Source organism: Streptomyces sp. JH14 (assembly GCF_029428675.1).
GTDB lineage: Bacteria > Actinomycetota > Actinomycetes > Streptomycetales > Streptomycetaceae > Streptomyces.
In genome coordinates this window covers 5,618,773-5,644,886 of sequence record NZ_JAJNEL010000001.1, presented here as the reverse complement: position 1 = coordinate 5,644,886, position 26,114 = coordinate 5,618,773, and the positions used below count along the sequence as shown (strand labels likewise).

The window sequence follows — 26,114 nt, the reverse complement described above, 5'->3', positions numbered from 1 at the left end:
GGGAAATTACTCGACGACGAGCTGGACCGGGACGTTGCCGCGAATGGCGTTGGAGTACGGGCAGATCTGGTGGGCCTGTTCGACGAGTTCTCCGGCGGTTCCGCGGTCGACGCTGCTGGGCAGAGTGATCCGCAGGACGGCGGAGAGTCCGAAGCCTTCGCCCTGCTTGCCGATCGACACCTCCCCCGTCACGGTGGCGTTGGAGAGGTCTACGCCGGCCTGTCGGCCCGTAATGCCGAGTGCGCTGGCGAAGCATGCCGCGTAGCCGGCGGCGAAGAGCTGCTCGGGATTGTTGCCCTTGCCGCTACCGCCCAGTTCCTTCGGGGTCGCGAGCTGCAGGTCCAGAGATCCGTCCGCGAGAACGGCACGGCCGTCGCGGCCGTGGGTGGCGGTCGCCACCGCGGTGTAAAGCACGTCCATGGGTGATTCGTCCTTCTGTAATGGATTCGACGGCCGGCGCCGCTGTTGCACGATGCGGGGCGTGTGTCGAGGTCGCCTTCCCCGGCGCCGCTGCGCACTGGTTGGTGCTGGGATCCTGTGCGGCCACCGGGAGAAGCCATGGGCCTGGCGGCAGGGGGGCGCCGTCCAGGCCGTGGAGCGAGGGTGCGCGACAGAACGTTCGTTCTTGCTGAGTAGCATGCACGAAGAGAGCCCCAACGTCAACACCGTGCATGTTCCTTCGCCAGGGGTCAGGCGGCGCCATGAGGCGGTCCGCCGGCGGACCATCAAGAGACGGCACAAGTGTGGGAGGCGCATGGATGTACGTGGCTGCCGGACCGAGGGGACGGACGGCGGCACACGCGCGATCCGGCCCAGGTGACAGTGGAGCCGCACGGGTTCGTCGCCGATCACCGGGACGCCTTCGACGTGAAGCGGTACTGCGAGGTCCTGGGCCTGAACAGGTCCAGCTACCACAGGTAGCGGGCCGGCCGGTGAGGGCGGCGCGGCGCCCTGGGAGATCCCAGGGCGCCGCGCCGGTGGCTGCCGTGGTCAGGCGGCCAACTGCCGCAGCATGTCGGCCGAGTCGTGCAGCGACGTCATCTGTACGAACCGGCCGTCGCTGACCCTGTAGATGGCGTATTCGACGATCTCGAAGGAGGCGCCGGAGGGAGGAACGCCGAGCCACTCCTTCACCGGGGTGCCGGTGTTGGTCGCGCGCACGGCGATCCGGTCCCGGTCGAACAGCAGCTCCTTGACCTCCCAGTGGAGGTCCGGCACGGCGTCGATTTCGTGCTTCAGGACCGCGATGACGTCGTCGCGGGTGCCCGGGTCGCCGTTCAGCGCGACGTCGTCGGCGATGAACTCGTCCAAGCCGTCGAGCTCGTGGGCGTTGAGCGCCGCCACATAGCGCAGGTACCACTCCTTGAGGGCCGGGTCGGTCATCAGTTTCTCCTCTTGGGTCGTCGGTCCCGCGCGGGGACCGATGGAAAGCCGCGGGGACTGGTGCCCCGCTCGACTCACCACTGACATTAGGAACGGTGATGGTGGCGGCCCAGAGTCCTCTTGAGCCTGGGGGGTGACAGGGCACCCCCTGACGAACGTCCTGCTTGGTGGCGGAGGCTTCGGAACCGGGCGCGGTCGTGCAGTTGACGTTCACAATCGCCTCACCACCAGGCTGAGGCCGGTGGTGAGGCGATTGGTCCAGGTGGCAGGTCCGGGCGCGCCGACGGAAACCTGTCGGTGATGGTGAGGCTCGACCAGGACGGGGCCAGCGGTGCCTGTACACCGAGGCGTGGCCCATGAGGGTGGCCGTTACCGGCGCAGGGCCGAGAGCAGTGCGGCGCCCGCGATCGCTGCGATACCGCCGATGAGCAGTGGCGTGCTGTCCGTGGCGTGGTCGACGACAATGCCGCCGCCGACCGCGCCGAGGGTGATGCCGATGTTGGAGGCGGTCACGAGGACTCCGCCGATCTGCTCCAGCCGTGTCGGCTGGGTCCGGGATCCCCAGCTCATCAACGTGGTCGGCATGCCACCAAAGCCGAAACCCCATACCGCTGCCGCGGTGAACAGGCCGACGGTGGAAGCGCCGACGACGAACATGAGGAGCATCCCGACGCCGAGTACTCCTGGGAACAGGAGCAAGCCCACTCGTGGCGCACGGTCGGCCAGGGGGCCGCTGAGAGCTGTGCCGAGGAAGAGAGCGACGCCGAACACGAGGAGCAGCACGGCGAAGCCACCACCATCGATCCCGGACAGGCTCATGGCGGCCGGTCGAATGTAGGTGAATCCGCTGAAGTGGCCGCTGAAGATCAGCAGGATTGCGAACAGGCCGGCGAGGACGATGCCGGAGCGCAGCACCGACCCGAGAGCTCGCAGCCCACTCGATGCGGTGGGCGCGATATGGGGGAGCACCGCCGCCTGCAGCAGCAGCGCCAGGACCGCGACCGCGGCACCGAGCAGGAACACTCCCCGCCAGCCCCATATCTCGCCCAGCCATGTGCCGAGCGGTACGGCGGCGATGGTGGCGACCGAGACCCCGGCGTTGATGACGGTCAGTGCGCGGCCGACGTGGTCGGCGCGCACCAGGTGCGCGGCCATGGCGGTTGCCATCGCCCAGAACCCGCCGAGCGCGATGCCCAGCAGGAGCCGCGCGGACAGGAGCACGACGAGGTTGGGTGCGAAGGCGACGATCACGTCCGAGACGGCAGCCAGAAGCGTCAGCCCGATCATGACTCGTCGCCGGTCGGTGCGCGGCAGGACCACCGAGATCAGCAGAGCCGACAAGGCGGCGGAGAACGCGGTGACGCTGACGGCTTGTCCCGCTTCACCCGACTTGACGCCGAGGTCGGCGGCCATGAGGGGGAGCAGACTAGCGGGCAGGAACTCCGACATGATGATCGCGAAGATCCCCACCCCCAAAGAGGCGACGGCTGCCCACGACGAGGACTTGTGGGTGGTCGACGTCACGGTGGAATCGGTCGAGACGCTCATCGGGGCCGTATCTCCGTAGGGGCTCCGGTCATCAGGTGCGATGGTCATATGCATCCTTTCAAGCGGTCCGGCCCGAAAGGGCCGCCGAACACGCTATGAGCAGCCGAGATGCGCACCCAGAGTCCCCTGGAGCCTGGGGTCTGACAGGGCCCCCTCTGATGCCGCCGCAGCGACTTAGACTCGGTTGCATGGACGAATCCAGCAACGCTCTGGGGGCCTATCTGCGGGCCCGGCGCGACTTGGTGACGCCGCAGCAAGCCGGGATCCCCGAGACCGGTGTACGGCGTGTGCCGGGACTGCGGCGGGAGGAAGTGGCCATGCTCGCCGGCGTCAGTGCGGACTACTACCTGCGGCTGGAACGGGGCCTGGACCGCAACCCGTCACCACAAGTGCTCGAGTCGATCGCTCGTGTCCTGCACCTCGACGACGAGGCCCTCGCCCACATGCTCACGCTCGTCACGAACGCTCCCCGGCGGCGCAGACGCCGACCGCGTCAGCAGACTCCGCCGCCGGGTGCGCTGAAGCTGTTGGCTTCCCTCGTCCAGCCCGCGTTCATCGAGAACCGGTACTTCGACGTACTGGCGTCCAACGCCCTGGCCCGAGCCATCGACCCCCGTCTGGCCGTCGGCGGCAACCAGCTCCGGGACATGTTCCTCGACCCGGCGGGACAGGCGCTGTACCCGGAGTGGACGGTCGCCACGGAATGCCTCATGGCCAGCCTGCGGCAGGCCGTCGGCAAGGACATCGACGACCCCCGCTTCATCGAACTCACCGGAGAGCTCACGCTGGCCAGTCCCCGGTTCCGTCAGCTCTGGGCCAAGCATGAAGTGCGGAGGCAGACCGGGAGTGTCATCCGTTTCAACCACCCACAGGTCGGGGACCTCACCCTCAACCGGGAGCGCATGAGCATCGCCGGTGCCGAGGGCATGATGCTCGTCGTGTTCCACCCGGAACCCGGATCCAGCGACGCGGACAAGCTGACGCTACTGGCCTCTGCGGCCACGCCCTCCCCCGCCACCTCGCACAGGGAACTCGCATGACGACGGTCGGAATCATCGGAGCAGGCCAGGTCGGATCCCAGATCGCCCGCGCAGCGATCGCCAACGGATACACCGTCGTCATCGCGAACTCGCGCGGCCCGGAAACCCTCACGCGTCTCATCGCCGACTTGGGACCGTCCGCACGTGCCGCGACCGCCGCACAGGCCGCCACGGCCGGCGACTTCGCCGTCATCGCCGCGCCGCTCAGACTCGTCAACACCATGCCCGCCGAGGAACTCGCCGGCAAGATCGTGCTCGACACGAACAACTACACCATCTATCGCGACGGCCATTTCCCCGTGATCGATTCGGGGGAGAAGACCGTCCATGAGCTGCGGCAGGAGCAACTGCCGAAATCGAAGGTGGCCGCGGCGTTCACCTGCATCCGGGCCACGATCCTGTTGCACAGGAGCCGGCCCGCCGGGGCCCCGGACCGCCTGGCGCTGCCCGTCTCGAGCGGCTTCCCCGAGGCGGTCGAGCTGGTGACCCGGCTCAACGACCAGTTCGGGTACGACACCGTCGACAACGGCCCGCTGAGCGAGTCCTGGCGGTTCGGCCCCGGTACCCCCGCGTGGCGCCGTGCCGATGGTGCGAGGGAGGGGGGACAGGGCCGCGAGGAACTTGTCCGCAACCTGAAAGCAGCCACCCGCCCGCGACCGGAACAGTAAATGTTCTTGGCCGGCTTCGCGGAGACCCTGGCGGCCGGCGTGGGGTGGCACGAAACCAGGCAGAGTGTGCCTGTTCGGGTAGGGGCGAACGCAGTACAGGCACGCTCTCGGATCCAGGCGGCGAGTTGGGTGCCGCTCGCGATGCCGGGCGGCAGGCTGGTGATCAGGTGGACGCGCTCGATGGTGAGCTTGCCGCTGGTGAAGTCCTTCCTGCAACGCACGACTTGGAGGGCCTGGCGGGCTTCGGGATAGCTGGCGAGGGTCGCCATCGGGAAGATGCACAAGCTCGCCCGGTTCGTAGACGAGCGGCAGGCCGCGGGAGAGCGCGGCAAGCGTCGTCCCCCAGCTGGCCGTCTGACCGTGCCTCACGGCGCCTGCGCCTCCAGATCGGTCAGATCTAGCTGCGTAGTACTAGCCGGAACGCCCCGTGTGCGTCCGTCGCACGCCATTTGGCAGCCAGCACTCCAGTGCCATGTCGGCGATGTCCTGGAGTTCGTCGCGGCCGAGGCCGCTGGCGGCCTGGACGGCGATGCCGAACGTCACCGTCATGATGTATCGGGCGAGCCGTCGAGGGTCGGCGTCGCGCGGCAGATCGTTCTCGTCGACGGCCCGCTGGAAACGCTCCTCAAGGCGTAGAGCCGAAGCGTTCCGCCACTCGACCAGCATGTCGTGCGCGGGCCGCCCCGCTTCGCTCGACGCCAGCGCGACCTGCACGCCCAAGCATCCCGCAGGGCCGCCGGGACGCGTCGTGGTCCGAACCGCTCCGCGGAGCATCGCCTCGACCACCCCTCGTGCGGTCGGCTCCTCCAGGGCGCGCGTCCCGTAGTCGGCAGGGCCCTCGGTGTAGCGCTCCAGAGCTTTGCGGAACAGCTCCTTCTTGTCGCCGAAGGCTGCGTACAGGCTTGGCTTCGTGATGCCCATGGCCTTGGTCAGATCGGTGAGGCTGACCCCCTCGTATCCCCGTTCCCAGAACACCTGCATGGCGCGCTCAAGCGCCTCGTCGATATCGAACTCCCGAGGCCGCCCCATGACAACGCTCCGCGAACCAGCCATGTGTGGAGCGTACTCCACCCCGAGCAGCGATCGACAGTGAATTCTGTACCGATCGGAATAGAAATCTTGCGCCCTCGATTCCCGCCCACGACGGCAGTCGCCACGGAGGTTCACGGAAGGCGTCGTAGCAGGTCAATCACCGTCCGAGTGCACGCACTCCGCGGTTCGGGGCGACACAGAGGCCGGCATGTCCGAGAAGGAGATACGCGAAGTCTTCAGAGCGTTGCATCCAGGCGCTCAACGCCCATGAGTTCGATCGAATGACCGAGTTCATTCGCGATGAGCTCACCGAGGACGGCCGGTCGGTCACGCGGGACGACGTCATCGCGGAGCCGAAGGAGCACGGCGACGCGGCGCCGGACCTGGGTTCGGCCCGTCCCACCTCGGCGCGTCGGCACCTGCTGTCGGCGGTTTCCCGGGCCGCGTGCGACACGACCCGCGTCGCACGCGCGATAACTTCTATTCCGCTCGGAATAGAAGTCGGGGAGTCGAGGTTCTCCCTCCGCGACAGCTGCCGCGACAAGAGCGCGGGAGCCTCGCACGTCATCAGCACCCAGTACCGCCCGATCCCGGGCGACAGGAAGGCATCATGTCTGACACCGACCTGCACGACATCGAAGCGCTCGACGCCCGTGAGTCCGACGGCATCGCTGTTGTCACCGGCGCCAGCCGCGGCATCGGGGCGGCCATCGCCGGCCGTCTCGGCGCCGAGGGGTACACCGTCGCAGTTCACTACCGCCAGGACTCGGCCGCCGCGGCCGACGTCGTCGAGAAGATCACCGCGGCCGGCGGCACGGCGTTCTCCTTCGCCGCCGACCTGGCCGAACCCGACACCGGCACCGCCTTCTGGGCTTCCTACGACGCGGCCGCGGGCGCGTTGCGCGACGCGCCCGTGCGGGTGCTGGTGAACAACGCTGCGATCGTCGTGAACGCCCTCATCGAGGACACCGCCGCCGAGGACTTCATCCGCCAGCAGCACGTCAACTCCACCGCGCCGTTCCTGATCATCAAGGCCGCCCTGCCGCGCCTGGCTGACGGCGGACGCGTGGTGAACGTCTCCTCAGGCGCCACCCGCGTCCCCGGCCCCGGCATCATCGGATACACCATGACCAAGGGAGCCCTCGAAGCTCTCACGCTCCCGCTCGCCCAGCACCTCGGCCCACGCGGCATCACCGTCAACGCCATCCGCCCCGGCACCACCGACACCGACATGAACGCCGACTGGTTGCGCGGCAACTCCGAGGCCATCGCCGGCCGCGTCGCGGACCGCGCCCTCCGCCGCATGGGCGATCCCACCGACGTCGGCGACGTCGTCGCCCTTCTCGCCTCCCACGACGCCCGGTGGATCACGGGCCAAATCATCGACGCCACCGGCGGCGAGCGCCTGTAGGCGGTACCTCTCCGGGGACACGGACGAGATCCGAGTCGCGACACAGTCGACACTCGACGAGAGCCCGGCCGGCGGCCGGGCTCTCGGAGGTGCGGTGACTTCGGGTGGGGCGAGGGTCGGTTCCGGGCGTCACATTCCGAGTTGTCGCTGTACGGCCTGAGCGTCGATCAGGTAGTTCATCTCGTAGAAGCGTCCGTCACGGACCTTGTGGAAGGAGTGCTCGGCGTACTCGATCGTTTCGCAGGTCGGGGCGACGCCGAACCACTCCTTCGCGGAGGTGACGAACAGCTGCTGCGCGCGGGCGTGATCGCGACCGTGCCGATGAACCGCCTCCACGGCCCCGCGGAGACCACTGGCGAAACGGGAGATCGGGCTGCCCCTGTCGCCCGCGTACCGCTCCTTCCTTGAAGCGGCGGGTGGAGCATGGCTGGACTACTCGGTCCGTGTGCCGGCGTGCGAACCGGAACCGCTCCAGAGCTTCGACGACCTTCATCAACTGGGTCGTGACGCCGGCGGGGAGTACGGCTTGGGCACTCTTCTGGGCGAGTACCTGCACAGTCGCGACTGGTGGATTGCGCAGAAGGTGTCACTGACCGGGCTGTTGCCCATCGCTCGCAATGCCGGCAACGACACCCTCTTCCCGGACCTCAACCCGGCCACACACGGTCAACTGCACGCGTTCGTCCACGTCATTTCCTGGCCTGGGTATCTCGGCAGCCATGTCTTTACGAAGATCGCCGACGACTTTGATACGTACCTCGACAGCCTGTTCATCGATCCCGACATGGCGGAGGCACATGGGCCGGCGTCGCCGACAACGCACCCTCGGGTCCCTGGCGGAAGGTAGTCGAGGAGCGGCTGGACAAGGAACTGCCGGCCCGTTCTGCATCCGGGCACCGTGCGCCGACTGCGGGCCCGCCTGGACTGTGATGCGTTGGACGCCGCGATCGGCTCCTTCCTCAGCGTCCGGACCAGCCACGCCGGCAAGGAGAACGAACTGGGGCCGATCGCCATGGCCGGTGCTTGAACGGGCGCCGTTCAGGCGGAGATGTCGGCAGGGAAGGGAACGGGGTAGGGCTCGGCGAAGTCGGCCGAGCGGCTGACCGCGGCCCAGCGCCGGTCCTGTTCGAGCAGTCGCTCGTCCTGGGCGAGAGACATCTCGGCGGCGTTGACACCCAGGGGGAGATTGGTGGGGATGTCGTTACGCTTCGCCACCTGGACCAGGATCTCGCCGGCACGGTCGGGGTCTCCGGCCTGGCCGGCGTTGCTCTGCCGCACGGTGTCGTTCATGGCTCCGACAGTCGACCGGTACTGCTCGGGGACGTCGTGCACCGTCATCGAGGCTCCGGCCCAGTCGGTCCTGAAGCCGCTGGGCTCGACGAGCATGACCTTGATCCCGAAGGGCTCGGTCTCCGTCCGCAGGACCCGGCTGAAGCCGTCGATCGCGAACTTGGCCGCTTGGTAGCTGCCCAGGCCCGGCGATCCGCCCACCCGCCCGCCGATCGACGAGAACTGGATGATCAGCCCGCCGCCCTGCTCGCGCAGGAGGGGTACGGCGGCGCGGGAGACGTTGTAGACGCCCCAGAAGTTCGTCTCGAACTGTGTACGGAAGTCGTCCTCGTCGCCGGTCTCGATGGGGGCGATGTTCGCGTAGCCGGCGTTGTTGACGATCACGTCGACCCGGCCGAACCGCTCCCGGGCGGCGTCGAGGGCGGTCCGCGCCGCGTCGGGATCGGTGACGTCGAGGGGAAGGGTGATAATCCGGTCTCCGTATTCGGCGACGAGGTCGTCGAGCTGCTCGGGCCGGCGGGCGGTCGCCGCGACCGTGTCGCCGGCCGCGAGGGCCGCGCGCACAAGGGAGCGACCGAAACCGCGGGAGGAGCCTGTGATGAACCATTTCTGCTGCATGTTTCTAGTGAAACACCGTTGCGTTAATAACGCAACGAGGTTGCGCTAGGCTGGCCGCATGCCGGAGTTCCAGCGAGCACGCAGCAAGGAAGCGAAACTGGCCCGCGAGTCGGCGATCCTCGACGCGGCGCGCGGGCTGGCTCACCAGCAGGGCATCCGGCGGATCACGCTGACCGACATCGCGGACGCGGTCGACATGCACAAGTCGGCACTGCTGAGGTACTTCGAGACCCGCGAGCAGATCTTCCTGCGGCTGACCGCTGAGGGCTGGCGCGACTGGTCCGCCGCCGTCCGCCACGCCCTGGAATCCCTGAAGGATCCGTCCCCGGCGGCCGTCGCTGGAGTCTTCGCCGGCACGCTCGCCGAGCGCGGCATGTTCTGCGACCTGCTCGCACAGGCGCCGATGAACCTGGAGCGCAACGTCTCGATCGAGTCGGTGCGCGAGTTCAAGCTGATAACCCTCACAGAACTCGACGCCATCATCACCGTTCTCCGCCACACCCTCCCCCAGCTGACCGAGAGCGACGGTGTCGATCTCGTCGCCGCCGCGACCAGCCTGGCCGGAGCGATGTGGCAGATCTCCACCCCCGGCGAAGAGGTCGAGGAGCTCTACCGCTCGGACCCCCGGCTGGGGCACGCCCTCGTCGACTTCGAACCCCGGCTCACCCGCGTGCTCACGGCCCTCATCGAAGGCATGTCCCGGATCGACGCACCGGAAAGCGGCTGATCTGCTCTCGGTTCTTGAATTGGCTTTGCCGTTCCACCCCTTACACCGCTGGCGCTGCGAATGCGTCCTGAGGTTCGAGCGGGACTGCTCACCCGGAGGATCTTCGCGTAGAAGCGGAACAGCACGGCGATGCTGTGGAGTGCAGGTAACACCGGGACGTGTCCAGTCCAGCGCGACGAAGCAGGAAGCCACGGATTTCTGAAAGGAAACGGTGCCGCGCAGCGGCCAGCCGGCGAAGAGCACCGTCACCTCGATGCCGGCCACGGACATCGCCAGGAACAGCACGCGCACGCCCCAAGAGTCCGGTGTGGGGATCCAGGCGATCCCCAGATCCAGAAACGGGCCCACCAGCAACGCGTTCGCGGCCGTGCCCACGCCGGGGCGCTGGCGCAGGAGGCCCCACAGGGCCAGGAGTGCCAGTGAGATGACGATGGTGGTCTGGCCCAGGGAAAACCCGGTGACCCGCGAGAGACCCTGGGTGAACACAGTCCACGATTCGGCGCCGAAGTCGGCTTTCACCAGCATGGCGAGGCTCATCCCGTACAGGGCCAGGCCCAGTGCGAGCCGCATCGATCGCTGCCCTGGGCGGTCCTTAGGACTGGTCATGACGCCGGGGCAGCCGTGAGGAGCGCCGCTGCGGCGTGCCCGGCAGCTGCCGTGGCTTCGGTTGCCTGGCCGGGTCCGTGTACGAGCACCCGTGCGGAGACTCCGTCGATCAGCAGCAGTTGCGAGGCGAGTTCGCCCGGTACGTCGCACTCGGCTTCGCAGGACCGCACCGAGCTGCGGCGCATCCTTCAGGAGATGCTCAAGTCGCCGGAATGAGGCCATGGTGACGAGCGGTCGGCCTTGGAAGTTGTTGTCCAACTCCGCCCCTGGCGAGGGGGTTCCCGTTCGTGCACGCGATCGCGGCGCCGGGTACTGCGGCTCCGCGCCACCCGACGAACCTCCGTTCTCGGCCAGGGCGGGGGTGTCGCGTCCGGTCGGGTCGTGGCCGAGGAGGTGGGCAAGGTTGCTGGTGAAGTTTCCCGTCGGGCTGCGTGGATCGGTCATGCCTACAGCGGTTCGACCAGGGAGACCGATCGTTCTCTCTTGCTATTCGCTAACCTGGTCGCATGGCTCAGAGGACACGAGGAAGCGGCACGTCGGAAGCGCGAGCGCGGCTGCTCAACACAGCGACAAGGATCTTCTACGCCGAGGGGATCCACTCCGTGGGCATCGACCGGATCGTCGCCGAGGCGCAGGTCACCCGTGCCACGATGTACCGCCACTTCACCGGTAAGGAAGAACTCGTCCTCGCCTACCTCCAGCAGGCCGACCGGGAACTCCGGGCGCAGGCCGAGGCGGCCCAGGCGGGCGAGCAGTCGGGGGCCGACAAGGTCCGCGCCGTGTGCCGGACCATCACCGCGGGGATCCGGTCCCCGGGATTCCGCGGATGCGCCTTCCTCAACGCGGCGGCCGAGTATCCCGACCCGGACCACCCGGTCCACCATGCCGTCCTGGCCCACCGGCAGTGGTTCCTGGAGACAGTCACGGGACTGCTGGCCCAGACCGGCGACGCACCTGCCGGACCCGCCGGCCGGCATCTCGTCATGCTGCGGGACGGCGCCATGGCCTCCGGGTGCCTCTCCGACCCTGAGATGGTCTCCGAGACCTTCCTGCAGGGCGTCGAAGGAATTCTCCGGGCCCGCTCCGCCTGACTGGCCGCGTCGCCCGGCGCGGCCGCCCGGTCCACCGCCGGAACGCGATTGAGCAGGGTCAGGTCGGCGCGCAGCGCGCGGGAGCCGAGAGCGGCCAGGACCGGGATGGGGAGAGCGACTCCCGCCCACTGGTGCACGGTGGCCACGAGGGCGCGGCGGCCGACGAGTTCGGCGAAGGCGGGGATGTACAGGAAGGCCGCGGTCACGACGCACACGCCCATCAGTACGGCCGTCGCGCGGTGGGCCCAGCGCTCGGCCGCGCTGAACCGCCGTATGCGCGTGGCCGTCTGCGGAGGGTCAGGTCGTCGGCTCATCGTCCCGTCCGTTCGATCGGCCCACCCAGGCGTCGATGTCGTAGCCGCGCTCCTTCCAGTAGCCCGGTTCCACGTTCCTCGTGACGGTGATACCGGAGAGCCACTTGGCGGATTTGTAGAAGTACATGGGTGCCACGTAGAGGCGTACAGGGCCGCCGCGGGAGTGGCCGATGTCCTTGTCCTGCATGCACAGGGCGACCAGGACGTCCGCCCGGCGCGCCTGTTCGAGGGTGAGGCTATCCGTGTATGAGCCGTCGAAGCAGGTGAAGCGGACCGCGCCGGCCGTGGAGCGCACTCCCGCCGCATCCAGGAGGTGGGACAGGCGTACCCCTTCGAAGGGGGTGCCGGGGACACGCCACCCGGTGACGCACTGGACGTCACGCACCATACGGGTCTGGGGCAGTGCCCTGAGATCGGCCAGGGTGTAGGTCGCGGGGCGGTCGACCAGACCGTCGACGGTGAGCCGGTAGGTCTCGGCGTCCTTGTGCGGCACGGACGAGGTGACCGAGTAGTGGCGGAAGCCCCCTCCGTTCGGGACAGCCCCGTCAGCCCGGTGGGATCCAGTCCCACCGTGCCGCCGAGCAACGCTTCCGTGCCACGCTGCAGACCGGGAACGGCGACGACGCCGAGCGCACCAAGCCCCAGCGTGCCGAGGAAGACCCGCCGCCCGACAGGAGCACCCCGACCTTCCGGTGATTCAGCGTTCACGTGTTCGTTCTCTCTCCCCCGGGGGTCCCGTCCCCGGACCAACTGGCGCTGGTCCGGGGCAGGTTGGAAAACGCTCGGTGTCGTCCTGTCACTCATTGGAGCGGCACACGGAGTGTGTCGCCGTCCTGAGCGCCTGACGGTGGAGCGTGTCCAGGCGCTCCAGCACGGCCCCCGACCCGGTGGCCAGGGCCAACTGCACCGTGCACGCGACGGGCTTCTCGCGCCATGCCTGCGTGTCCTTGAGCTCCTGGAGCAGGGCGGTGGTCAGTTGGTCGAGCTGCTCGCGGATCGGGCCGAGGTCGGGGCGCGTCGTGGGCGCTTCCTCCGGGTGAGCGGTCCAGCGGGCGAACAGTCCCTTCTGCACGGCCTTGCTCGCGGTGATCTGGTCCTGGAAGAACGCCACCGCCGCGTCGGGGTTCACCCCGGCGGCCTCGGCCTGGGTCCGGACCTGCTCCAGTACCTGCGCCTCACGCACCGGGTCCTCGATGGGCGAGGCGGTGCCGAACTTGGACGCCGCCACGTCATCGCTCACGCGGATGCGCTGGATGACGAGGTCCGTGAGCGGACCGAGCGCGCCGAGCGGCCTGGCCGTACCCACCGTGCTGCTGACGGATTCGGCGTTCGTAGGAGCGTCCGCGGCCACGGCCTGAGGAGCGGTCAGCACGGTCGCGGCTCCCAGAAAGCTGGTGATCGCGGCGTAGCGGGTCATGTGGTTACGCAGGTTCAACGGTCTGCCTCGGTTTTCGATGAACGAGAGAAGTGGGCCGTGTCATGGGCGCAGTTGCCCGCGTGCGCGGGACGTGGGCCGCCTGTTTCAACGGGGTGTCACCGGGTTCGGAACGGGTCCGGTAGGGGGGTCGCGTGGAAGATGTGGTACGGGTCGTATCGGTGTTTGGCGGTGAGCAGCCGCTCGGTGTTGGGGCCGTAGGCGTGTGTGATCTGTGTGGCCTCGTCCGGGCCGAGGAGGTTGGGATAGCCGCCCGGCAGCGCCTCGGGTTCGAGGGCGTCGGCCAGGTCACCGGCCCAGGCGCGGTGCTCCTGCGCGCGGGTGTCGTCGGGTTCCCACTGGGCGATGATCTCGATCATGAGGTGCGGGTCGCGGTTGCCGAACGCCGTGTCCGTCACGGGTACTCGGGTCGCGGCACCGTGCAGGCTGTGCACGGATACGGCCGAATAGGGCGAGGTCAGGGTGGCGCCCGCGAGGCTCAGCAGGTCCCTTACTCCCGAGGTCAGTGACGGAACGGAGCGCGTGCGGATCTCGACGTGCCGGCCGAAGGGGAACTGCGCGTCGATGGCCGCGAGCATCGCGGGCACGGTGGCGGGGGCGACCTGGGAGACGAGGGGCGTGCCGAGGCCGTCCAACCGCGCCAGCGCGCGTTCTCCCGCCTCCGCGTCGTCGCCGCTCCAGGTGGGCGAGAGGAACACCACGGGCTTGCCGTCGGGGCCGGGCAGGACACCGGACTGCACGGTCAGCTCGTCCGGGCTCCCGTCCAGCACGTCCGCCAGCCCGGCCAGGACGGACCCGGCCTGCTCCCAGGGGTACAGCACCATGCCGGACAGCAGCGTCGGCACGGCGTGCAGACGCACGCGCATCGAGGTGACGACTCCGAAGTTCCCGCCACCGCCGCGCAGGGCCCAGAACAACTCCGGCTCGCGTTCGGCGTCGGCCGTGACGACCGAGCCGTCGGCGAGCACCACCTCCGCAGACAACAGGTTGTCCAGGGCGAGTCCGAAGCGGCCGCTGAGCGGCCCGTAGCCGCCACCGAGGGTCAGGCCCGCCATGCCCACGGAGCCGGCGGTACCGGTCACCGCGGTCAGGCCGAAGGACTGGGTGGCGGCGACGAGATCGGCGGCCGTGGCCCCTCCCGTCACCTCGGCAACCCTTGCCGCCGGATCCACCGACACCCGGCGCAGGCCGGAGAGATCGATGGTCAGGCCGCCGTCGCTCAGTGCCCTTCCGGCCCAGTCGTGACCGCCGCCACGCACCGTCAGAGGTACTCCGAACTCCTGCGCGGCCAGGACAGCGGCCCGGACCTCGGCCGGATCGGCGCACCGGACGATCACGCCGGGGCGAGCGGACACCGCGCCGTTCCAGATGTGTCGGCCGGTGTCGTAGTCCGGCCCGGTGGAAACCACCTGTCCCACCGGGATGATCCGCCGCAGGGCGTCGGTCAGACGGCCGAGCTGTTGGTGTGTCGTCAGGGTCATGGCACCTCTGTCTTGGGGATCTCGGCAAAACGTGGTGGGCGGCGTCGCTTCGTGAGCCATAGCCGGCCGGGGCCGTGGGACGCCCCCGGCCGGCAAAGCGGTCATGCGGGGATGGGTTTCACCGGGTGCTGCGGGCGGCGTCCTCGATGATGTGGGTGACGGTGGCGGGGCGGCTGATCATCACGGCGTGGGAGGCGTCGACCTCCTCGGTGTGTGCGCCGGCGCGCTGGGACATGGAGCGCTGGAGGTCGGGGGCGATGGCGTGGTCCTGGCGGGTGATCAGGCTCCAGGAGGGGATGGTGCGGAAGGCTTCCTGGACGCTGGGGTCCATGACCGCCTTGGCGTTGGCGGGGCGCTGGGTCGCCGCCAGGTCGGCGGCTGTGGTCTTGTTGACGTCGCCTGCGAAGACGTCCCGGAAGTAGTCCGGGTCGATGGACACGTCCGTGCCGTCCGGGACGGCGGTGTACTCCAGGTGGAGGTCGGAAGTGGACTGGCTGGCGAGAGCACCCACGGTCTCGCCCTTGGCGGGGATGAAGCCGGCGATGTAGACCAGGGCCTTGACATTGGGGTCCGAGGCGGCGGAGTTGGTGATCACCGCGCCGCCGTAGGAGTGACCGACCAGCACCACGGGACCCTCGATCGTGGACAGGTAGCTGGAGACGTAGGCGGTGTCGCCGGTGAGTCCCTGCAGGGGATTGGCGATGGCCCGAACGGGATAGCCGTCCGCGCGCAGCCGCTCCAGCACCGACGACCAGCTGGAGGAATCCGTCCAAGCCCCATGGACCAGGACGACGGTGGGCTTTGCGGAAGCGTGCGCGGAGGAAGGCCCCTTGTCGGTCGCCGTCGCCATGGCCGGAGCGGTGGTGGCACCCAGCAGCGTCAGGGCGCCGGCGGCGAGCGCGACACGGCGCGCGACACGGACACGGATACGCATGATGTGGCCTTTCATTCGACTACGGATGCACGGTGCGCAGACCTGGATGCAGAGGGCCGGACCCGACCCGGCACGGGCACGATCAGACACGGGCGCCGGCCCTGAGACCCGTCCTGCGACAGGTGTGGTGACGCCCAGACCCACACACCGAGGGAGAACGTTCGGTCACGTCATTAGAAGTGCCCCAACGAACCCTGTCAAGACCGAACGTTCTATCTCGTCGTTTGCTAGCCTGCCGTCATGCACCCGACCCCAGAAGGTGGCGGCGCCTCCGAAGCGCGAGCACGGCTGCTCAGTACGGCGACCAGGATTTTCTACGCGGAGGGAATCCACTCCGTCGGCATCGACCGGATCACCGTGGAAGCGAAGGTGACCCGGGCCACGCTGTACCGGCACTTCGCGGGTAAGGAAGAACTCGTCCTCGCCTACCTCGACCAGGCCGACCGAGGAATCCGCGGCCAGATCGCCGCCGCCCGGGCGAGCAGCCCGTCAACCGTCGGCAAGGTCCAGGCCGTCGCAGAATCCATCACCCGAGGCATCCAGGCCCCCGGCTTCCGCGGCTGCGCCTTCCTCAACGCGGCAGCCGAATACCCCGACCTCTCCCATCCCATCCACCAAGTCGTCCTGGCTCACCGGCAATGGTTTCTGGACACCGTCACGGACCTGCTGGCACCGATCAGCGACGCACCCGCGGCCCCAGCCGCCCGACACCTCGTCATGCTCCGGGACGGCGCCATGGCGGCCGGCTGCCTCTTCGACCCCGAACTGGTCTCCGCCACCTTCCTGAAGGGCGTCGACGGAATCCTCCTGGCCCGCACCGGCTCAGCGACCGAGTCCGACCCGGCCCCCTCCCTCGCCGGCACCACGGACCAGGCACCCTGACCCCTCCCGCCCCCGCCCCCGCCACCCCGACGCGCCGGACCACGCCTCAGACGCCGACATGCGGCCGGTGACGTGGAGGGCCTCATCGAAGGCGTCCCCCGTCACAACGGTCCACACCGTGGGAGGCCATGACCACCCATCAGGAACAGGACCACGGAGACGACAGCGCCTTCCACATAGTTGCCTCAAGCGATGACGTTGGAGATGCACATGGCCGAGAACGCCCTGTACGAGGAGGCCCGGTCATTCCGCGCTTGGGTCGTCGGCAACGCCAAGGCCATCACATGACGCCGGTACATCCCGTGTTCCCCGTCACTACTCATCAGCATGTGGTGCGAGTACAGCGCTGATGGCGCGTGCGGGCGCGGCGACGGGGTGCCCTGGAGCGGGGTTCCCGTTCCCGTGCTCGGCGGGCCCCAAGGCCAATGGCCTCTCCATCTGGGCGAACTGGTAGCCCGACAGGGCTCGTCTCGGATTCGCTCCCGGCACCGCTGCCACCCTGGCCGCCGTCCGGCGCGTACCCCGCGCCCCGCACGACGACCAGGGTGGTCGCGCCGGCCGCACGAGGGAAGAACGCCTGTGCCCAGCCAGTAGGCGACCTCGTGAACTGCCTCATCATCGAGTTCTTGGGCGTCGGCGTGCCGTATCTCCAGGCGGAGGTCAAGCCAGTTGCCTCGGCCCGCTCCCGTAGTCCCTGACAATGTCGTCGGCGCGCTCAACACCGACCGCACGCAGCTCGGGGAACATCGTCACCGGACCGGTGCCCGTTCTGCTGCCGGTATCCCCCAACCGCGCCTATCCGCGCGACCTCTTACCCGCCTTTCCCGAAACGGAGCGCGAGTGCGGGTGTGAGGGAGCCGCGTGGGCGCCGACGGCTCCCATGAACAGAGCAGCGAGAGCTGCGCCACCGGGCCCGGTGACGACCAGTGCGGTCACGAAGCCGGCCACGACAGCCAGGGCGACGCCCAAGAAGACGACGGAGCGACGGAGAGTCATGGGGGCACCACCAACTTCTCCCCCTCCCCCGGCGCCGTGGGCGTCTCGGCACTCGGCACGATCCGCACCTCCGCATCGGCCACCACGCCCTCGCGACCATCACCCGGCTCAGCCCGCAGGACCAGGCCACCGCCGCGAAGGCAACCGGAAGCGGCCAAGCGGCTCACTGCCCCACCTCGTCACCAGCCGGCGATGCGGGGCCAGCGCGCTTGGATCACCGGGTCGGACTCCGTGTCCTTGCCGCTGTCGACGACGTGGTAGCCGTGGTGCTGGGCGGCGGTGGCGCAGGCGTGGTTGGGCAGGATGCGCAGCCGGGTGCCGACCGGCAGGTCAGGCAGATCGGCGCCGTCGCGGGCGGTGAGGGTGCCGTGCTCCTGACTCGCGGCCGTCATGACCAGATTCGGGATGAGGTGGCCGGCCAGGTCGGTGACCAGGCCGTAGCCCTGGTCCTGGGCCTGGCCCGCGGTGCCGCGGTCGCGGGACATGGCCATCCAGCCGCCGTCGGTGATGATCCACCCGTACTCGGGCCGGTGGCCGATGACGGTGACGACCACCGACAGCGCGAGGTCCTGCACCCGGCAGACGTCGAGGCCGGCCATCACCAGGTCGAAGAACACGTAGTTACCGGCCCGCAGTTCGGTGACCCCGGTGAGGTCGTCGGCCGCGTGGGCGGTGGGGGTTGAGCCGACACTGACGCAGGCCACGGGCAGATGGGCCGCACGAAGACGTTCGGCCGCGGCGACCGCGGTGTCGCGTTCGTTCTGGGCGGCCAGGCGCTGTTCTTCGGCGCTGTAGGCGAAGTACGACTCACCCGCGTGGGTGAGCACCCCGTCCAGGCAGGCCGCGTCGTGCAGGATACGGCCGATCTCGGTGAGGGCGGGGTCATCGGGCTTGAGGCCACCGCGGTGGCCGTCGCAGTCGATCTCGATCTGGGCCGGGATGGGCAGGCCGAACCGGCGGGCGGCTTCGGCGATGAAGACGGCCTGCTCGGTGCTGTCCAGCAGGACCCGCAGGGTCACGCCGCGGCGCAGCAGAGCGATGACGCGGGGGAGCTTGTGGGGATCGATGCCGACGGCGTAGGTGATGTCGGTGTAGCCGCCGTCGGCGAACGCCTCGGCCTCGGCGAGAGTGGAGACGGTGATGGGACACGTGCCGCCGTCGTGCATGAGCGCGGCGACCTCGAGGCTCTTGGCCGTCTTCATATGGGGGCGCAGGGTGACCCCGAGTTGGTTCGCCCTGGCCCGCAGACGCTCGATGTTGCGGAGGCTCTTGTGCACGTCGACGACGGCGAACGGGGTGTCCGGATCCGCCAGGGTCTGTGCGGCGGGGGTGGTGGTCACAGGCAGATGTCCATCTTCTTCAGGAGGGCCAGAGCCAGGGACAGGTCCTGCAGTCCGATCCCGGAGCTGTCGAAGACCGTGATGTCTCGGGCATGGGTACGTCCTTGGGCGCGCCGGGTGAGGACCTCACCGAGCGGGACGAGGACGGTGTCCTCAGGTGCATGCTGGCTTTCGCCCATGCGGCGTGCCTGCGCGGCAAGGTCGCAGAAGACCCGTGCGCGGTCGAACAGGGCGGGCGGCAGTTCCCGCTTGCCCGGGGCGTCAGCTCCCATGCAGGAGAGGTGCGTGCCGGGACGGATCCACCCGGCCTCGAACAGGGGCGGGTCTTCGGCCCGTGTGGTGGTGGCGGTGACGATCACGTCGGCGCTCGCGCAGGCTTCCTCGGCACCGGTCACACGCGCTGTGTGTCCCTCCGCGGTGAGCGTGGCAGCCATGTGCGTGGCACGGCCGTTGTCGCGTCCCACGATCAGGATTTCGTCGATCGGCCGGACCCGGGCGACGGCCGCGCCTCATAGGCGGCCTGATGGCCGGTGCCGAAGACGGCCAGGGTGGCGGCGCCGGAGGGGGCGAGCAGGTCGACGGCGAGCGCGTCGGCCGCGGCGGTCCGGTGGGCGTTGGCGGCGCCGAGCTCCAGGACGGCGGCGAGCCGGCCGATCCTCTGGTCGAACAGCAGCAAGGTGGAGTGGTGACGCGGCAGTCCGAGTTTCGGGTTGTCCGGCCAGTAGGTGCCGATCTTCACCCCGGCATGCGTCGCGGACGCCGACGGCTTGAGGGTGAACCGGTTGCGAGGATCGGAGCCGTGCACGGCCAGAGAGGGGAAGACCGCGCCCTCCACCGTCGCGGCGAAGGCCGCGCGCGCCGCTTCCAGCGCCAGTTCCTCGTCCACGAGCGCGGCCGTCTGCTCCTCGGGGATGAAAAGCGGGCCACGGGCTGCATCCAGTTGCGGGCCGGAGCCGGGCGGAGAAGCAGGTGCGGAGTGTGCGGCCGGTCCGGTGTCGGTCATGTGCCGGCCCTTTGCTTGGAGTAGTTGTAGACGGTGGCCCGGGACACGCCCAGCAGGTCCGCGATGGTCTGCGCGGCGTCACGCCCGTCGAAGTAGCCCTCGCCCTGCAACTGCCGCACGAGCGCCTTCTTGTCGTCCCGGCTCAGCGACCGTGGGGTGGCGCCGCGCTCCGCGGCCAGCGCCTCCACCGTCCGGCGCAGTTCGCGCGCGTTACGGTCCCGCAGGTTCTCCAGCGGCTGTTCCCGGTGCTCGACGTCGGTGGCCACGAGGTTCGACAACGCCAGCGTCACCGGCGACAGGACGGACACGTCAAGGTTCAGGCACAGGGCCGCGATGTACTGACCCGCGGCGTTCTTGATGCCGATCGACGTGCTCTTCACCGGCCGGCCGTCTGGAAACCGGTTGGGGTAGTTCTGGATGACGCTCGGGTACGACGGATCCGCGATGCGGGCCAGGCCCAGCTCCGTGGCCGAATCCCCGACCTCCCGGCCGGAAAGGTTGTTCTCGATCACCCGGATCGCCTGCCGCGGATCCCGCAGGTCGTGCAGCACCACCTCGCACAACCCCGGAAACATGCGGCCCAACGCCACGGCGACCTTCTCCACCTCACGGATGAGGTGCTCGTCGGCCTCGGCCGAAACGGCCGCCACGGGATCCCTGCGATCGTCTCGCGGCCCACCGGCTCCAGGGTGCTCCATGGGTTCCCCCCCTTCTCGTTCTTAGACTCAAGTTCTATCTTTAGACAAAGATACTAAGATGCCCTCCGGGCCATGTCCAGCCCCGCCGATGAGAGCGGTGGCACCTCCGTGTGCGGCCAAAGGGCACTGAATCCTGAGGAGTTCGACCCGTCGCACGGCCTGTTTCTCGTCGGCTACCGGGGCGACGACACCCACCCGGCAGAGGTGTCCCGCCTGCCTGTCGTCTCCGCCGACGAGCTCGACGGGTCGCTGACCCGCCTGGCTGCGGCGGTGGCGTAAAGCAGGGGGCCTTTTCTCTGTTACCCGTAGCCACGGCTCCGTCCGTCAGAGCTGGGTTTCGCCGCCGTCCACGGCCAGTTCGATGCCGGTGGTGTACGTGGCGTCGAAGGCGAGGAACGCGGCCGCCTTGGCGAACTCCTCGACGGTGCCGTAACGCTTCATGGGATTGCTCGCGGTCCGCTCCGCCCTGAACTCGTCGGCGGCCTCCTGGGACAAGCCCATCGTTTCCAGGATCCCCGAGTCGATGGGACCCGGGCTGATCGCGTTGACGCGGATTCCTCGCGGAAGCAGTTCGCGCGAGAAGGTGCGGGCCATCGAGCGCAGCGCCGCCTTGCCGGCCGCGTAGACGCTGGTGTCCACCAAGCCCATGACGTTGGCGATCGAGGTGGTGAGGACGACGCCGGCGTTCGCGCTCAGCAGCGGGGCGAGCTTCTGCACAGAGAAGAAGGCGCCCTTGACGTTGATCGCGAACAGTTCGTCGTACGTCTCCTCGGTCGTCGAGTCGAGGGGCGTGAGGGGTGAGACGCCGGCGTTGACGAAGAGAGCCTCGATCGAGCCGAGCTCGCTCTTCACCCGGTCGGCGAGCATATCGAGGTCGGACAGTGAGGCCACATCGGCCCGGACGGCCACGGCATTCTTGCCGAGCCGCTCGCGCACCGCGTCGAGCTTGGCCTGAGACCGGCCGGTTGTCACGACGCGGGCTCCGCCTCGCACCAGCAGCTCCGCCACCGCGAGTCCCATGCCGCTGCTGCCACCCGTGATCACGACATTCTTGTCGCTGTACTTGTCCATGCCGAGGTTGCTCCGTTCCATCGCCGAAAACATGGTGGTACGTCTGGATGTCGCCGTTCGCGGGGCGAATCAGCGGCGGGTTTCGATCTCCATGTCGCCCGAGGTGACCGTGCGGATGTGGTCGCTGGCGAGCAGGCCGTGCGGATTGCCGAGGTCGATGGCGCTGGCCTCGTCGAGCCGGGCCAGTTGGGAAGGAGTGAGGTCGACCTGGAGGGCACCCAGGTTGTCCTCGAGCTGCGCGACGGTGCGGGCGCCGATGATGGGTGCAGCCACGCCCGGGGCGTTCAGGGTCCAGGCCAGTGCGACCTGGGCGGGTGTGCGGCCCACCTCCGTGGCCACCTCCTTCACCACATCGGCGATGGCGAGGGTGCGTTGGGTGACCATTCCCAGGGCGGCGTTGAGGCTCCTGCGGCTGCCGGCGGTCTCGCCGGCGACGGGGTCCGTCGGGTTCAGATCGTCCCGGCCGTACTTGCCGGTGAGCACCCCGCCGCCCAGCGGGGAGAAGGGGACCACGCCCAGTCCCATCTCGCGTGCCATGGGGATGAGGTCACGCTCCCCGGTACGTTCGATCAGGCTGTACTCGATCTCCAGCGCGACCAGCGGCGACCAGCCGCGCAGATCGGCGATCGTCTGCATGCGCGACACCTGCCAGGCCGGGGCGCTGGAGATCGCCACGTACAGAACCTTGCCCTGCCGCACCAGGTCGTCCAGGCCGCGCAGGATCTCCTCCACCGGAGTCCTGAAGTCCCAGACGTTCAGATAGAGCAGATCGATGTAGTCCGTGTTCAGCTGCCGCAGACTGGCTTCCACCGACGCCAGCATGCTCTTGCGGTGCGTGCCACCGGAATTGGGGTCACCGGGCCGGCGCAGCGTCGAGTACTTCGTCGCCAGCACCAGGCGCTCGCGATCGCCGCGGGCGAACTCGCCCAGCAGCCGCTCGGAACTGCCGTTGGTGTAGGTGCTGGCGGTGTCGAAGAAGTTGCCGCCGAGCTCGGTGTAGCGGTCGAACAGTTTGCGCGCCTCCTCGCGCTCTGCGCCCCAGCCCCACTCGGTTCCGAAGGTCGCCGCGCCCAGCGCCAGCGGTGAGACCCGCAGCCCGGAACGGCCCAGCAGCCGGTAGGTGTCGAGAGTGAGTGGCATCGTGTTCTCCTGTAGGTGTGGTTCGTGGTGTTCGAGAGCGTGGACCGGTGGTCGGCTCGCCCGGGTTTCAGACGCCGAGCCCGTAGCCGCCCGCCACGGCGACGTCCTGCCCGGTGACGTAACTGGCGGCGTCCGAGGCGAGGAAGGCGACGACTTCAGCGATTTCCTGGCTGGATCCGAAGCGCTCGAACGGGATCTTCGTGCGCAAGGCGTCCCGGCCGCTCCGGGGAACTGCCAGCTTGTCGAACAGCGGGGTCTCGGTCGCCCCGGGGCTCACGGCATTGACGCGGATCCTGCGCGGAGCCAGTTCGAGCGCGAGCGAGGGCAGCATCGCCAGCAGGGCGCCACGCGTCGCCGCCCCCAGCGTGGCGCCAGGGTTGCCGCGACGGGATCCGATGCCCACGGTGAAGACGATCGATCCGCCGTCGTTCATGAGCGGAAGGGCCTGCTGGAGGGTGAAGTACTGGCCCTTGAAGTTGACGTCGACCTGTTCGTCGAACGACTCCTCCGTCACGTCGGCAACCGGTGCGGGGCGGAAGATCCCGGCGTTGAGGAACAGCAGGTCGAGAGACCCGAAACGGTCGGACACCGTTGTCAAGAGAGCGTCGGTGTCGGCCAGTAGGCGTGCGTCGGACTGAACGACGAGTACGTCGTCGGGAAGCTCGCGCCTTGCCCGCGCAAGGGAATCGGGGTTCTGTCCGGTGACGGCGACCTGGTATCCGCGGGCATGCAGCAGTTCGGCGGCCGCTCTGCCGATTCCGGTCGTGCCACCGGTGATGAGCGCAGTGGGCATGGCGGGCCTTTCGTCGAGGCAGGGGCTGGTGTCACCGATAAGCGGAGAGGTCCCCGCTTGCACCACTGTACGCTAACCGGAGACATCCCCGATTCGTCTTCCGCACCCCGAACCGAGACTCCCGATCGCGAAGGCCATGACAGCTCCACGAAAGACACTGCGCGCCGACGCCCAACGCAACCGCGAGCACCTGATCGCCACGGCCGCTGAGGCTTTCGCCTCCGGACAGGCAATCTCGCTGGACGCGATCGCCAAACGCGCGGGCGTGGGAAGCGGCACCCTTTACCGGCACTTCCCCACCCGAGAGGACCTGGTCGAAGAGATCTACCGTGACCAGATCCGCCCGCTGCGCGATGACGCGCGGGCCCTCCTGGCTACCGAGCGGCCCGCGCAGGCTCTCCACGCCTGGATGCGCCACTTCGCCGAGTGGGCGGGCGAACGGCGCGGCATCTGCGAAGCCCTGGTCTCCATGAGCGCTTCCGGACGCTTCGGCACCGGACCGGTCTGCGATGAGGTCCAGCACATCCTGGGAATGGTGCTCGATGCCGGCAGCGAGGCAGGAGAACTGCGCAGCGACATCGATCCGGTCGACGTCGGCAGCGTCCTCGCCGGAGTGCTCTCCGTGGCCGGCGCACCCGAGCAGAGTGCCCAGCTCGACCGCATGCTCACCATCGTCGTCGACGGGCTGAGGGCGCGCGGCTGACCTTGAGTGTGCGGTGATCGCCCGTGCCTGCATGCCCGGCGGCCACTACGTCGACCAGGCCAACGACGTGGCCACGGTGAAGGGGCTGCTCGCCCTGCACGACGAGGCGGTGCGGGCGGGCAGCACGCTGGTCACCGGCGCCGGATTCGGTGTGCCGGCGACGAAGGCGGAGGTGGCGAAGCTGTGCCAAAGGCGGCCCGCGCCGCACCGAGCACGGGCCGCCGCCGTGTCCTCGGCGGCCGTCGAGGCTGGCGTGCTCGGTGCCGCCTTGGCGGCCGGCGTCGTGGACGCGCTCACCACCGGCGGACGGCGGTACGAGAACGGGCGGCTGGTGACATCGCGCCTCGGCGCGGACCCGCACACCTCACCTTCCCGGACGGGGAGTCGGCGACGTCGGCAGGCGTCTCGTCCGGCGAACCTTGCACAGCGGTCTGACATCGGGTCCGGCGGGATGGCGTCCCGCCATGTGCAACACCGTTGCGTCAGGTCGGCTCGGCGGGCGGGTCGTCAAGGGTGGGCAGGAGGACGGGCTGTTCTCCAGGCCCTCCAGGAGGCTCGGGTGGGCAGGCCGCCGCCCGAGGGCCTCACGGGTGTGGGCGCTGGACGCCGGCTGGTCCATGGCGAGGATCGGGCGACCGGGCCGACGTTCTCCTCGGGCACCTACTCCACCAACAGGCCCAGTCGCCGGCCGATGACCGTCGCTATGTCCGGTGCCGTATCGCCCTCGTCGGCGACGGCGTGCCAGACCGCCCCGCGGCGCCGACTCGAGGACGAGGCGGAACAGGACCGCCGCGTCGAGTGCGTGCACGGCCGGCCGGCGCTGGTGCCGTCGCCGGGGTAACCCGCCCACGACGGTGCGGCGCGCCTCGTCGGCCGGCAGGCCTGCGAATCCACCCCGGCCCTCGTGGTGGACTGTGCGCGTGACTGCTCGTTGAAACGCCCGGGGCGATGGGTGAGGAGGCCGCCGACCGGGAGAAAGACGTCAGCCTTCGCGGCCGGGGAGCATGGCCAGAGCCTGGGAGCGCTGTGCGACGAGGTCGGCGTAGGTGCCGTCGCGTTCGGCCCAGCGGTGCATGAGGACGCCCTTCACGAGGATTTCACGAGGAGTGGGGTCCTCCGAGAGCAGTTGCGTGACCTCGGTGGCGAAGTCGTCGAGCGGCAGCGCGTGCGGGTTCACCTGCTCCTGGCCTGCTGTGGCGACGGCCGGGGGGACGAGCTCGACGACATCGACGCCGGTGCCGTCGAGCTGCGCGCGCAGTGCCTCGGAGTAGGCGTGCACCGCGGCCTTGGAGGCGGCGTAGCTGGGCATGGGCGGGAACGGCAGGAAGGCGATGCCGGAGGTGACGGTGACGAAGGTTCCGGTGCCCCGCTGGACCAGGTGCGGGGTGAATGCGTCGATGACCCGTATGGTGCCGACCAGGTTGGTGTCGATCGTCGTCTCCGCAACCTCGAAGTGCGCGGGGTCGCGCAGGTCCTCCAGGAGCATGACGCCCGACATGGTCACCACCGTGTCCAGCTCGGGGTACCGGGCGAGCACGGCGTCACGAACCGATGCGACAGAGGCGCTGGCCCTGACGTCGATACTGAACGTGCCGAAACCTTCCCCGGCGAGTTCCGAGAGTGCCTGCGGGCTGCGGCCGCCGACGGCCACCGTGCTGCCCGCCGCGGCGAACCGCCGGGCCAGCTCCCGTCCGATACCCGAGGTCCCGCCGACGACGAGAACGGTGCGGTTGGAGAGATCCACCAGATCTTCCCTTCATTCAGGACGCCGCCTGCGCGCAACCGCGACGCAGACAACGATGTCTCTGTCTCGCTCTGAACAGTGCCACCGCAGTCTTGACGGCATCCGCGAGGAGTGGGAGGGCCCCCGTCTTCCCTGGTCCTGACAGGGCCCCCTCTGAGACACACGC

28 protein-coding genes and 3 pseudogenes are annotated in these 26,114 nt (G+C 69.1%); 10 read left to right on the top strand and 21 right to left on the bottom strand.

Going from position 1 to position 26,114, the window contains the following annotated elements; genetic code table 11:
• Positions 1-6: 6 nt before the first annotated feature.
• From LRD69_RS25525 to LRD69_RS25515, 3 genes are all read right to left on the bottom strand, one after another.
• Complete coding sequence (locus LRD69_RS25525; RefSeq protein WP_277328874.1) at positions 7-420, bottom strand: organic hydroperoxide resistance protein; 414 nt, start codon at positions 418-420, stop codon at positions 7-9.
• A 570-nt stretch (positions 421-990) separates the two neighbouring features.
• Positions 991-1,383, bottom strand: coding sequence for an ester cyclase (locus LRD69_RS25520; RefSeq protein ID WP_277328873.1), 393 nt, complete (start codon positions 1,381-1,383; stop codon positions 991-993).
• A 369-nt stretch (positions 1,384-1,752) separates the two neighbouring features.
• A complete protein-coding gene (locus LRD69_RS25515) occupies positions 1,753-2,931 on the bottom strand; it encodes an MFS transporter (protein WP_277328872.1) in 1,179 nt (392 codons plus the stop codon).
• A 188-nt stretch (positions 2,932-3,119) separates the two neighbouring features.
• On the opposite strand from LRD69_RS25515, the gene LRD69_RS25510 reads away from it, so the two are divergent.
• Both LRD69_RS25510 and LRD69_RS25505 read left to right on the top strand, forming a co-directional pair.
• The gene (locus tag LRD69_RS25510; protein WP_277328871.1) at positions 3,120-3,971 is read left to right on the top strand and encodes a helix-turn-helix transcriptional regulator; all 852 of its coding nucleotides are present in this window, start codon (positions 3,120-3,122) and stop codon (positions 3,969-3,971) included.
• A complete protein-coding gene (locus LRD69_RS25505) occupies positions 3,968-4,639 on the top strand; it encodes an NAD(P)-binding domain-containing protein (protein ID WP_277328870.1) in 672 nt (223 codons plus the stop codon). Before LRD69_RS25510 ends, LRD69_RS25505 begins: the two co-directional genes overlap by 4 nt.
• Before the next feature lie 411 nt (positions 4,640-5,050).
• Here the strand turns inward: LRD69_RS25505 and LRD69_RS25500 are convergent, their stop codons facing one another.
• Positions 5,051-5,692 (bottom strand): TetR/AcrR family transcriptional regulator, encoded by a 642-nt coding sequence (locus tag LRD69_RS25500; RefSeq protein WP_277328869.1) that lies wholly within the window; start codon positions 5,690-5,692, stop codon positions 5,051-5,053.
• Positions 5,693-6,281: 589 nt separating this feature from the next.
• On the opposite strand from LRD69_RS25500, the gene LRD69_RS25495 reads away from it, so the two are divergent.
• Entirely contained in the window at positions 6,282-7,082 is an 801-nt protein-coding gene (locus LRD69_RS25495) for an SDR family oxidoreductase (protein ID WP_277328868.1), read from the top strand.
• A gap of 129 nt (positions 7,083-7,211) precedes the next feature.
• Here LRD69_RS25495 and LRD69_RS25490 read toward each other — a convergent pair whose 3' ends face one another.
• Positions 7,212-7,418 (bottom strand): hypothetical protein, encoded by a 207-nt coding sequence (locus LRD69_RS25490; protein WP_277328867.1) that lies wholly within the window; start codon positions 7,416-7,418, stop codon positions 7,212-7,214.
• A 16-nt stretch (positions 7,419-7,434) separates the two neighbouring features.
• Between LRD69_RS25490 and LRD69_RS31075 the strand changes: the two genes are divergently transcribed.
• Both LRD69_RS31075 and LRD69_RS25480 read left to right on the top strand, forming a co-directional pair.
• The gene (locus LRD69_RS31075) at positions 7,435-7,929 is read left to right on the top strand and encodes an SMI1/KNR4 family protein (protein WP_346771939.1); all 495 of its coding nucleotides are present in this window, start codon (positions 7,435-7,437) and stop codon (positions 7,927-7,929) included.
• Positions 7,930-7,980: 51 nt separating this feature from the next.
• Entirely contained in the window at positions 7,981-8,109 is a 129-nt protein-coding gene (locus LRD69_RS25480) for a hypothetical protein (RefSeq protein ID WP_277328865.1), read from the top strand.
• A gap of 11 nt (positions 8,110-8,120) precedes the next feature.
• Here the strand turns inward: LRD69_RS25480 and LRD69_RS25475 are convergent, their stop codons facing one another.
• Entirely contained in the window at positions 8,121-8,990 is an 870-nt protein-coding gene (locus LRD69_RS25475; protein WP_277328864.1) for an SDR family NAD(P)-dependent oxidoreductase, read from the bottom strand.
• A 58-nt stretch (positions 8,991-9,048) separates the two neighbouring features.
• On the opposite strand from LRD69_RS25475, the gene LRD69_RS25470 reads away from it, so the two are divergent.
• Entirely contained in the window at positions 9,049-9,717 is a 669-nt protein-coding gene (locus LRD69_RS25470) for a TetR family transcriptional regulator (protein WP_277328863.1), read from the top strand.
• A gap of 602 nt (positions 9,718-10,319) precedes the next feature.
• Here the strand turns inward: LRD69_RS25470 and LRD69_RS25465 are convergent.
• The gene (locus tag LRD69_RS25465) at positions 10,320-10,508 is read right to left on the bottom strand and encodes a hypothetical protein (protein ID WP_277328862.1); all 189 of its coding nucleotides are present in this window, start codon (positions 10,506-10,508) and stop codon (positions 10,320-10,322) included.
• A gap of 321 nt (positions 10,509-10,829) precedes the next feature.
• On the opposite strand from LRD69_RS25465, the gene LRD69_RS25460 reads away from it, so the two are divergent.
• Entirely contained in the window at positions 10,830-11,414 is a 585-nt protein-coding gene (locus LRD69_RS25460) for a TetR/AcrR family transcriptional regulator (RefSeq protein ID WP_277328861.1), read from the top strand.
• Positions 11,415-11,458: 44 nt separating this feature from the next.
• Here LRD69_RS25460 and LRD69_RS25455 read toward each other — a convergent pair.
• The 5 genes and pseudogenes from LRD69_RS25455 to LRD69_RS25435 all read right to left on the bottom strand — a co-directional run.
• Positions 11,459-11,728 (bottom strand): annotated as a pseudogene (locus LRD69_RS25455) (formate dehydrogenase); the annotation flags it as partial.
• A pseudogene (locus LRD69_RS25450) lies at positions 11,712-12,436 on the bottom strand (molybdopterin-dependent oxidoreductase). The pseudogenes LRD69_RS25450 and LRD69_RS25455, both read right to left, overlap by 17 nt.
• 88 nt (positions 12,437-12,524) lie before the next feature.
• The gene (locus tag LRD69_RS25445) at positions 12,525-13,145 is read right to left on the bottom strand and encodes a chorismate mutase (protein ID WP_277328860.1); all 621 of its coding nucleotides are present in this window, start codon (positions 13,143-13,145) and stop codon (positions 12,525-12,527) included.
• A gap of 116 nt (positions 13,146-13,261) precedes the next feature.
• On the bottom strand, positions 13,262-14,644 hold the full coding sequence (locus LRD69_RS25440; protein WP_277328859.1) for an FAD-binding oxidoreductase: 1,383 nt from the start codon (positions 14,642-14,644) through the stop codon (positions 13,262-13,264).
• Between the two features lie 118 nt (positions 14,645-14,762).
• Positions 14,763-15,578: an alpha/beta hydrolase gene (locus LRD69_RS25435; RefSeq protein WP_277328858.1), complete on the bottom strand. Its 816-nt coding sequence runs from the start codon at positions 15,576-15,578 to the stop codon at positions 14,763-14,765.
• Between the two features lie 240 nt (positions 15,579-15,818).
• Here LRD69_RS25435 and LRD69_RS25430 point away from each other — a divergent pair, with 240 nt between their 5' ends.
• The gene (locus LRD69_RS25430; protein ID WP_277328857.1) at positions 15,819-16,460 is read left to right on the top strand and encodes a TetR/AcrR family transcriptional regulator; all 642 of its coding nucleotides are present in this window, start codon (positions 15,819-15,821) and stop codon (positions 16,458-16,460) included.
• A 1,175-nt stretch (positions 16,461-17,635) separates the two neighbouring features.
• Here the strand turns inward: LRD69_RS25430 and LRD69_RS25425 are convergent.
• From LRD69_RS25425 to LRD69_RS25410, 4 genes are read right to left on the bottom strand one after another with little or no spacing between them, the layout of a single operon-like run.
• Positions 17,636-18,796 carry a DSD1 family PLP-dependent enzyme gene (locus tag LRD69_RS25425; RefSeq protein WP_277328856.1) on the bottom strand — a complete coding sequence of 387 codons (1,161 nt, stop codon included), beginning with the start codon at positions 18,794-18,796 and terminating at the stop codon, positions 17,636-17,638.
• Positions 18,793-19,260: a hypothetical protein gene (locus tag LRD69_RS25420; RefSeq protein WP_277328855.1), complete on the bottom strand. Its 468-nt coding sequence runs from the start codon at positions 19,258-19,260 to the stop codon at positions 18,793-18,795. Before LRD69_RS25420 ends, LRD69_RS25425 begins: the two co-directional genes overlap by 4 nt.
• A 2-nt stretch (positions 19,261-19,262) precedes the next feature.
• Positions 19,263-19,799: a hypothetical protein gene (locus LRD69_RS25415; protein WP_277328854.1), complete on the bottom strand. Its 537-nt coding sequence runs from the start codon at positions 19,797-19,799 to the stop codon at positions 19,263-19,265.
• Positions 19,796-20,497 (bottom strand): PAS domain-containing protein, encoded by a 702-nt coding sequence (locus tag LRD69_RS25410; RefSeq protein ID WP_277328853.1) that lies wholly within the window; start codon positions 20,495-20,497, stop codon positions 19,796-19,798. The genes LRD69_RS25415 and LRD69_RS25410 overlap by 4 nt, the downstream gene beginning before the upstream one ends.
• A gap of 72 nt (positions 20,498-20,569) precedes the next feature.
• Here LRD69_RS25410 and LRD69_RS25405 point away from each other — a divergent pair, with 72 nt between their 5' ends.
• Complete coding sequence (locus tag LRD69_RS25405; RefSeq protein ID WP_277328852.1) at positions 20,570-20,776, top strand: hypothetical protein; 207 nt, start codon at positions 20,570-20,572, stop codon at positions 20,774-20,776.
• A 45-nt stretch (positions 20,777-20,821) separates the two neighbouring features.
• On the opposite strand, the gene LRD69_RS25400 is transcribed toward LRD69_RS25405, so the two are convergent.
• The 3 genes from LRD69_RS25400 to LRD69_RS25390 form a co-directional block, all read right to left on the bottom strand.
• On the bottom strand, positions 20,822-21,568 hold the full coding sequence (locus LRD69_RS25400) for an SDR family oxidoreductase (RefSeq protein WP_277329873.1): 747 nt from the start codon (positions 21,566-21,568) through the stop codon (positions 20,822-20,824).
• Between the two features lie 69 nt (positions 21,569-21,637).
• Complete coding sequence (locus LRD69_RS25395; RefSeq protein ID WP_277328851.1) at positions 21,638-22,708, bottom strand: aldo/keto reductase; 1,071 nt, start codon at positions 22,706-22,708, stop codon at positions 21,638-21,640.
• Between the two features lie 67 nt (positions 22,709-22,775).
• A complete protein-coding gene (locus LRD69_RS25390; protein ID WP_277328850.1) occupies positions 22,776-23,501 on the bottom strand; it encodes an SDR family oxidoreductase in 726 nt (241 codons plus the stop codon).
• Between the two features lie 136 nt (positions 23,502-23,637).
• On the opposite strand from LRD69_RS25390, the gene LRD69_RS25385 reads away from it, so the two are divergent.
• Positions 23,638-24,204, top strand: coding sequence for a TetR/AcrR family transcriptional regulator (locus LRD69_RS25385; RefSeq protein ID WP_277328849.1), 567 nt, complete (start codon positions 23,638-23,640; stop codon positions 24,202-24,204).
• Between the two features lie 532 nt (positions 24,205-24,736).
• Here LRD69_RS25385 and LRD69_RS25380 read toward each other — a convergent pair.
• Positions 24,737-25,123: pseudogene (locus LRD69_RS25380) on the bottom strand (3-beta hydroxysteroid dehydrogenase); the annotation flags it as partial.
• A 63-nt stretch (positions 25,124-25,186) separates the two neighbouring features.
• Positions 25,187-25,948: an SDR family NAD(P)-dependent oxidoreductase gene (locus LRD69_RS25375; protein WP_277328848.1), complete on the bottom strand. Its 762-nt coding sequence runs from the start codon at positions 25,946-25,948 to the stop codon at positions 25,187-25,189.
• Between the last annotated feature and the right edge of the window lie 166 nt (positions 25,949-26,114).

What these genes read in the sequence shown, in the direction of transcription:
- LRD69_RS25500 (WP_277328869.1), bottom strand. Translation starts at nt 5,692, where the DNA reads ATGGCTGGTTCGCGGAGCGTTGTCATGGGGCGGCCTCGGGAGTTCGAT.
- LRD69_RS25460 (WP_277328861.1), top strand. Translation starts at nt 10,830, where the DNA reads ATGGCTCAGAGGACACGAGGAAGCGGCACGTCGGAAGCGCGAGCGCGG.
- LRD69_RS25405 (WP_277328852.1), top strand. Translation starts at nt 20,570, where the DNA reads ATGTCCAGCCCCGCCGATGAGAGCGGTGGCACCTCCGTGTGCGGCCAA.
- LRD69_RS25475 (WP_277328864.1), bottom strand. Translation starts at nt 8,990, where the DNA reads ATGCAGCAGAAATGGTTCATCACAGGCTCCTCCCGCGGTTTCGGTCGC.
- LRD69_RS25465 (WP_277328862.1), bottom strand. Translation starts at nt 10,508, where the DNA reads ATGCGCCGCAGCTCGGTGCGGTCCTGCGAAGCCGAGTGCGACGTACCG.
- LRD69_RS25430 (WP_277328857.1), top strand. Translation starts at nt 15,819, where the DNA reads ATGCACCCGACCCCAGAAGGTGGCGGCGCCTCCGAAGCGCGAGCACGG.
- LRD69_RS25390 (WP_277328850.1), bottom strand. Translation starts at nt 23,501, where the DNA reads ATGCCCACTGCGCTCATCACCGGTGGCACGACCGGAATCGGCAGAGCG.
- LRD69_RS25520 (WP_277328873.1), bottom strand. Translation starts at nt 1,383, where the DNA reads ATGACCGACCCGGCCCTCAAGGAGTGGTACCTGCGCTATGTGGCGGCG.
- LRD69_RS25385 (WP_277328849.1), top strand. Translation starts at nt 23,638, where the DNA reads ATGACAGCTCCACGAAAGACACTGCGCGCCGACGCCCAACGCAACCGC.
- LRD69_RS25440 (WP_277328859.1), bottom strand. Translation starts at nt 14,644, where the DNA reads ATGACCCTGACGACACACCAACAGCTCGGCCGTCTGACCGACGCCCTG.
- LRD69_RS25470 (WP_277328863.1), top strand. Translation starts at nt 9,049, where the DNA reads ATGCCGGAGTTCCAGCGAGCACGCAGCAAGGAAGCGAAACTGGCCCGC.
- LRD69_RS25505 (WP_277328870.1), top strand. Translation starts at nt 3,968, where the DNA reads ATGACGACGGTCGGAATCATCGGAGCAGGCCAGGTCGGATCCCAGATC.
- LRD69_RS25495 (WP_277328868.1), top strand. Translation starts at nt 6,282, where the DNA reads ATGTCTGACACCGACCTGCACGACATCGAAGCGCTCGACGCCCGTGAG.
- LRD69_RS25515 (WP_277328872.1), bottom strand. Translation starts at nt 2,931, where the DNA reads ATGAGCGTCTCGACCGATTCCACCGTGACGTCGACCACCCACAAGTCC.
- LRD69_RS25510 (WP_277328871.1), top strand. Translation starts at nt 3,120, where the DNA reads ATGGACGAATCCAGCAACGCTCTGGGGGCCTATCTGCGGGCCCGGCGC.
- LRD69_RS25415 (WP_277328854.1), bottom strand. Translation starts at nt 19,799, where the DNA reads ATGACCGACACCGGACCGGCCGCACACTCCGCACCTGCTTCTCCGCCC.
- LRD69_RS25445 (WP_277328860.1), bottom strand. Translation starts at nt 13,145, where the DNA reads ATGACCCGCTACGCCGCGATCACCAGCTTTCTGGGAGCCGCGACCGTG.
- LRD69_RS25395 (WP_277328851.1), bottom strand. Translation starts at nt 22,708, where the DNA reads ATGCCACTCACTCTCGACACCTACCGGCTGCTGGGCCGTTCCGGGCTG.
- LRD69_RS25410 (WP_277328853.1), bottom strand. Translation starts at nt 20,497, where the DNA reads ATGGAGCACCCTGGAGCCGGTGGGCCGCGAGACGATCGCAGGGATCCC.
- LRD69_RS25435 (WP_277328858.1), bottom strand. Translation starts at nt 15,578, where the DNA reads ATGCGTATCCGTGTCCGTGTCGCGCGCCGTGTCGCGCTCGCCGCCGGC.
- LRD69_RS25525 (WP_277328874.1), bottom strand. Translation starts at nt 420, where the DNA reads ATGGACGTGCTTTACACCGCGGTGGCGACCGCCACCCACGGCCGCGAC.
- LRD69_RS25400 (WP_277329873.1), bottom strand. Translation starts at nt 21,568, where the DNA reads ATGGACAAGTACAGCGACAAGAATGTCGTGATCACGGGTGGCAGCAGC.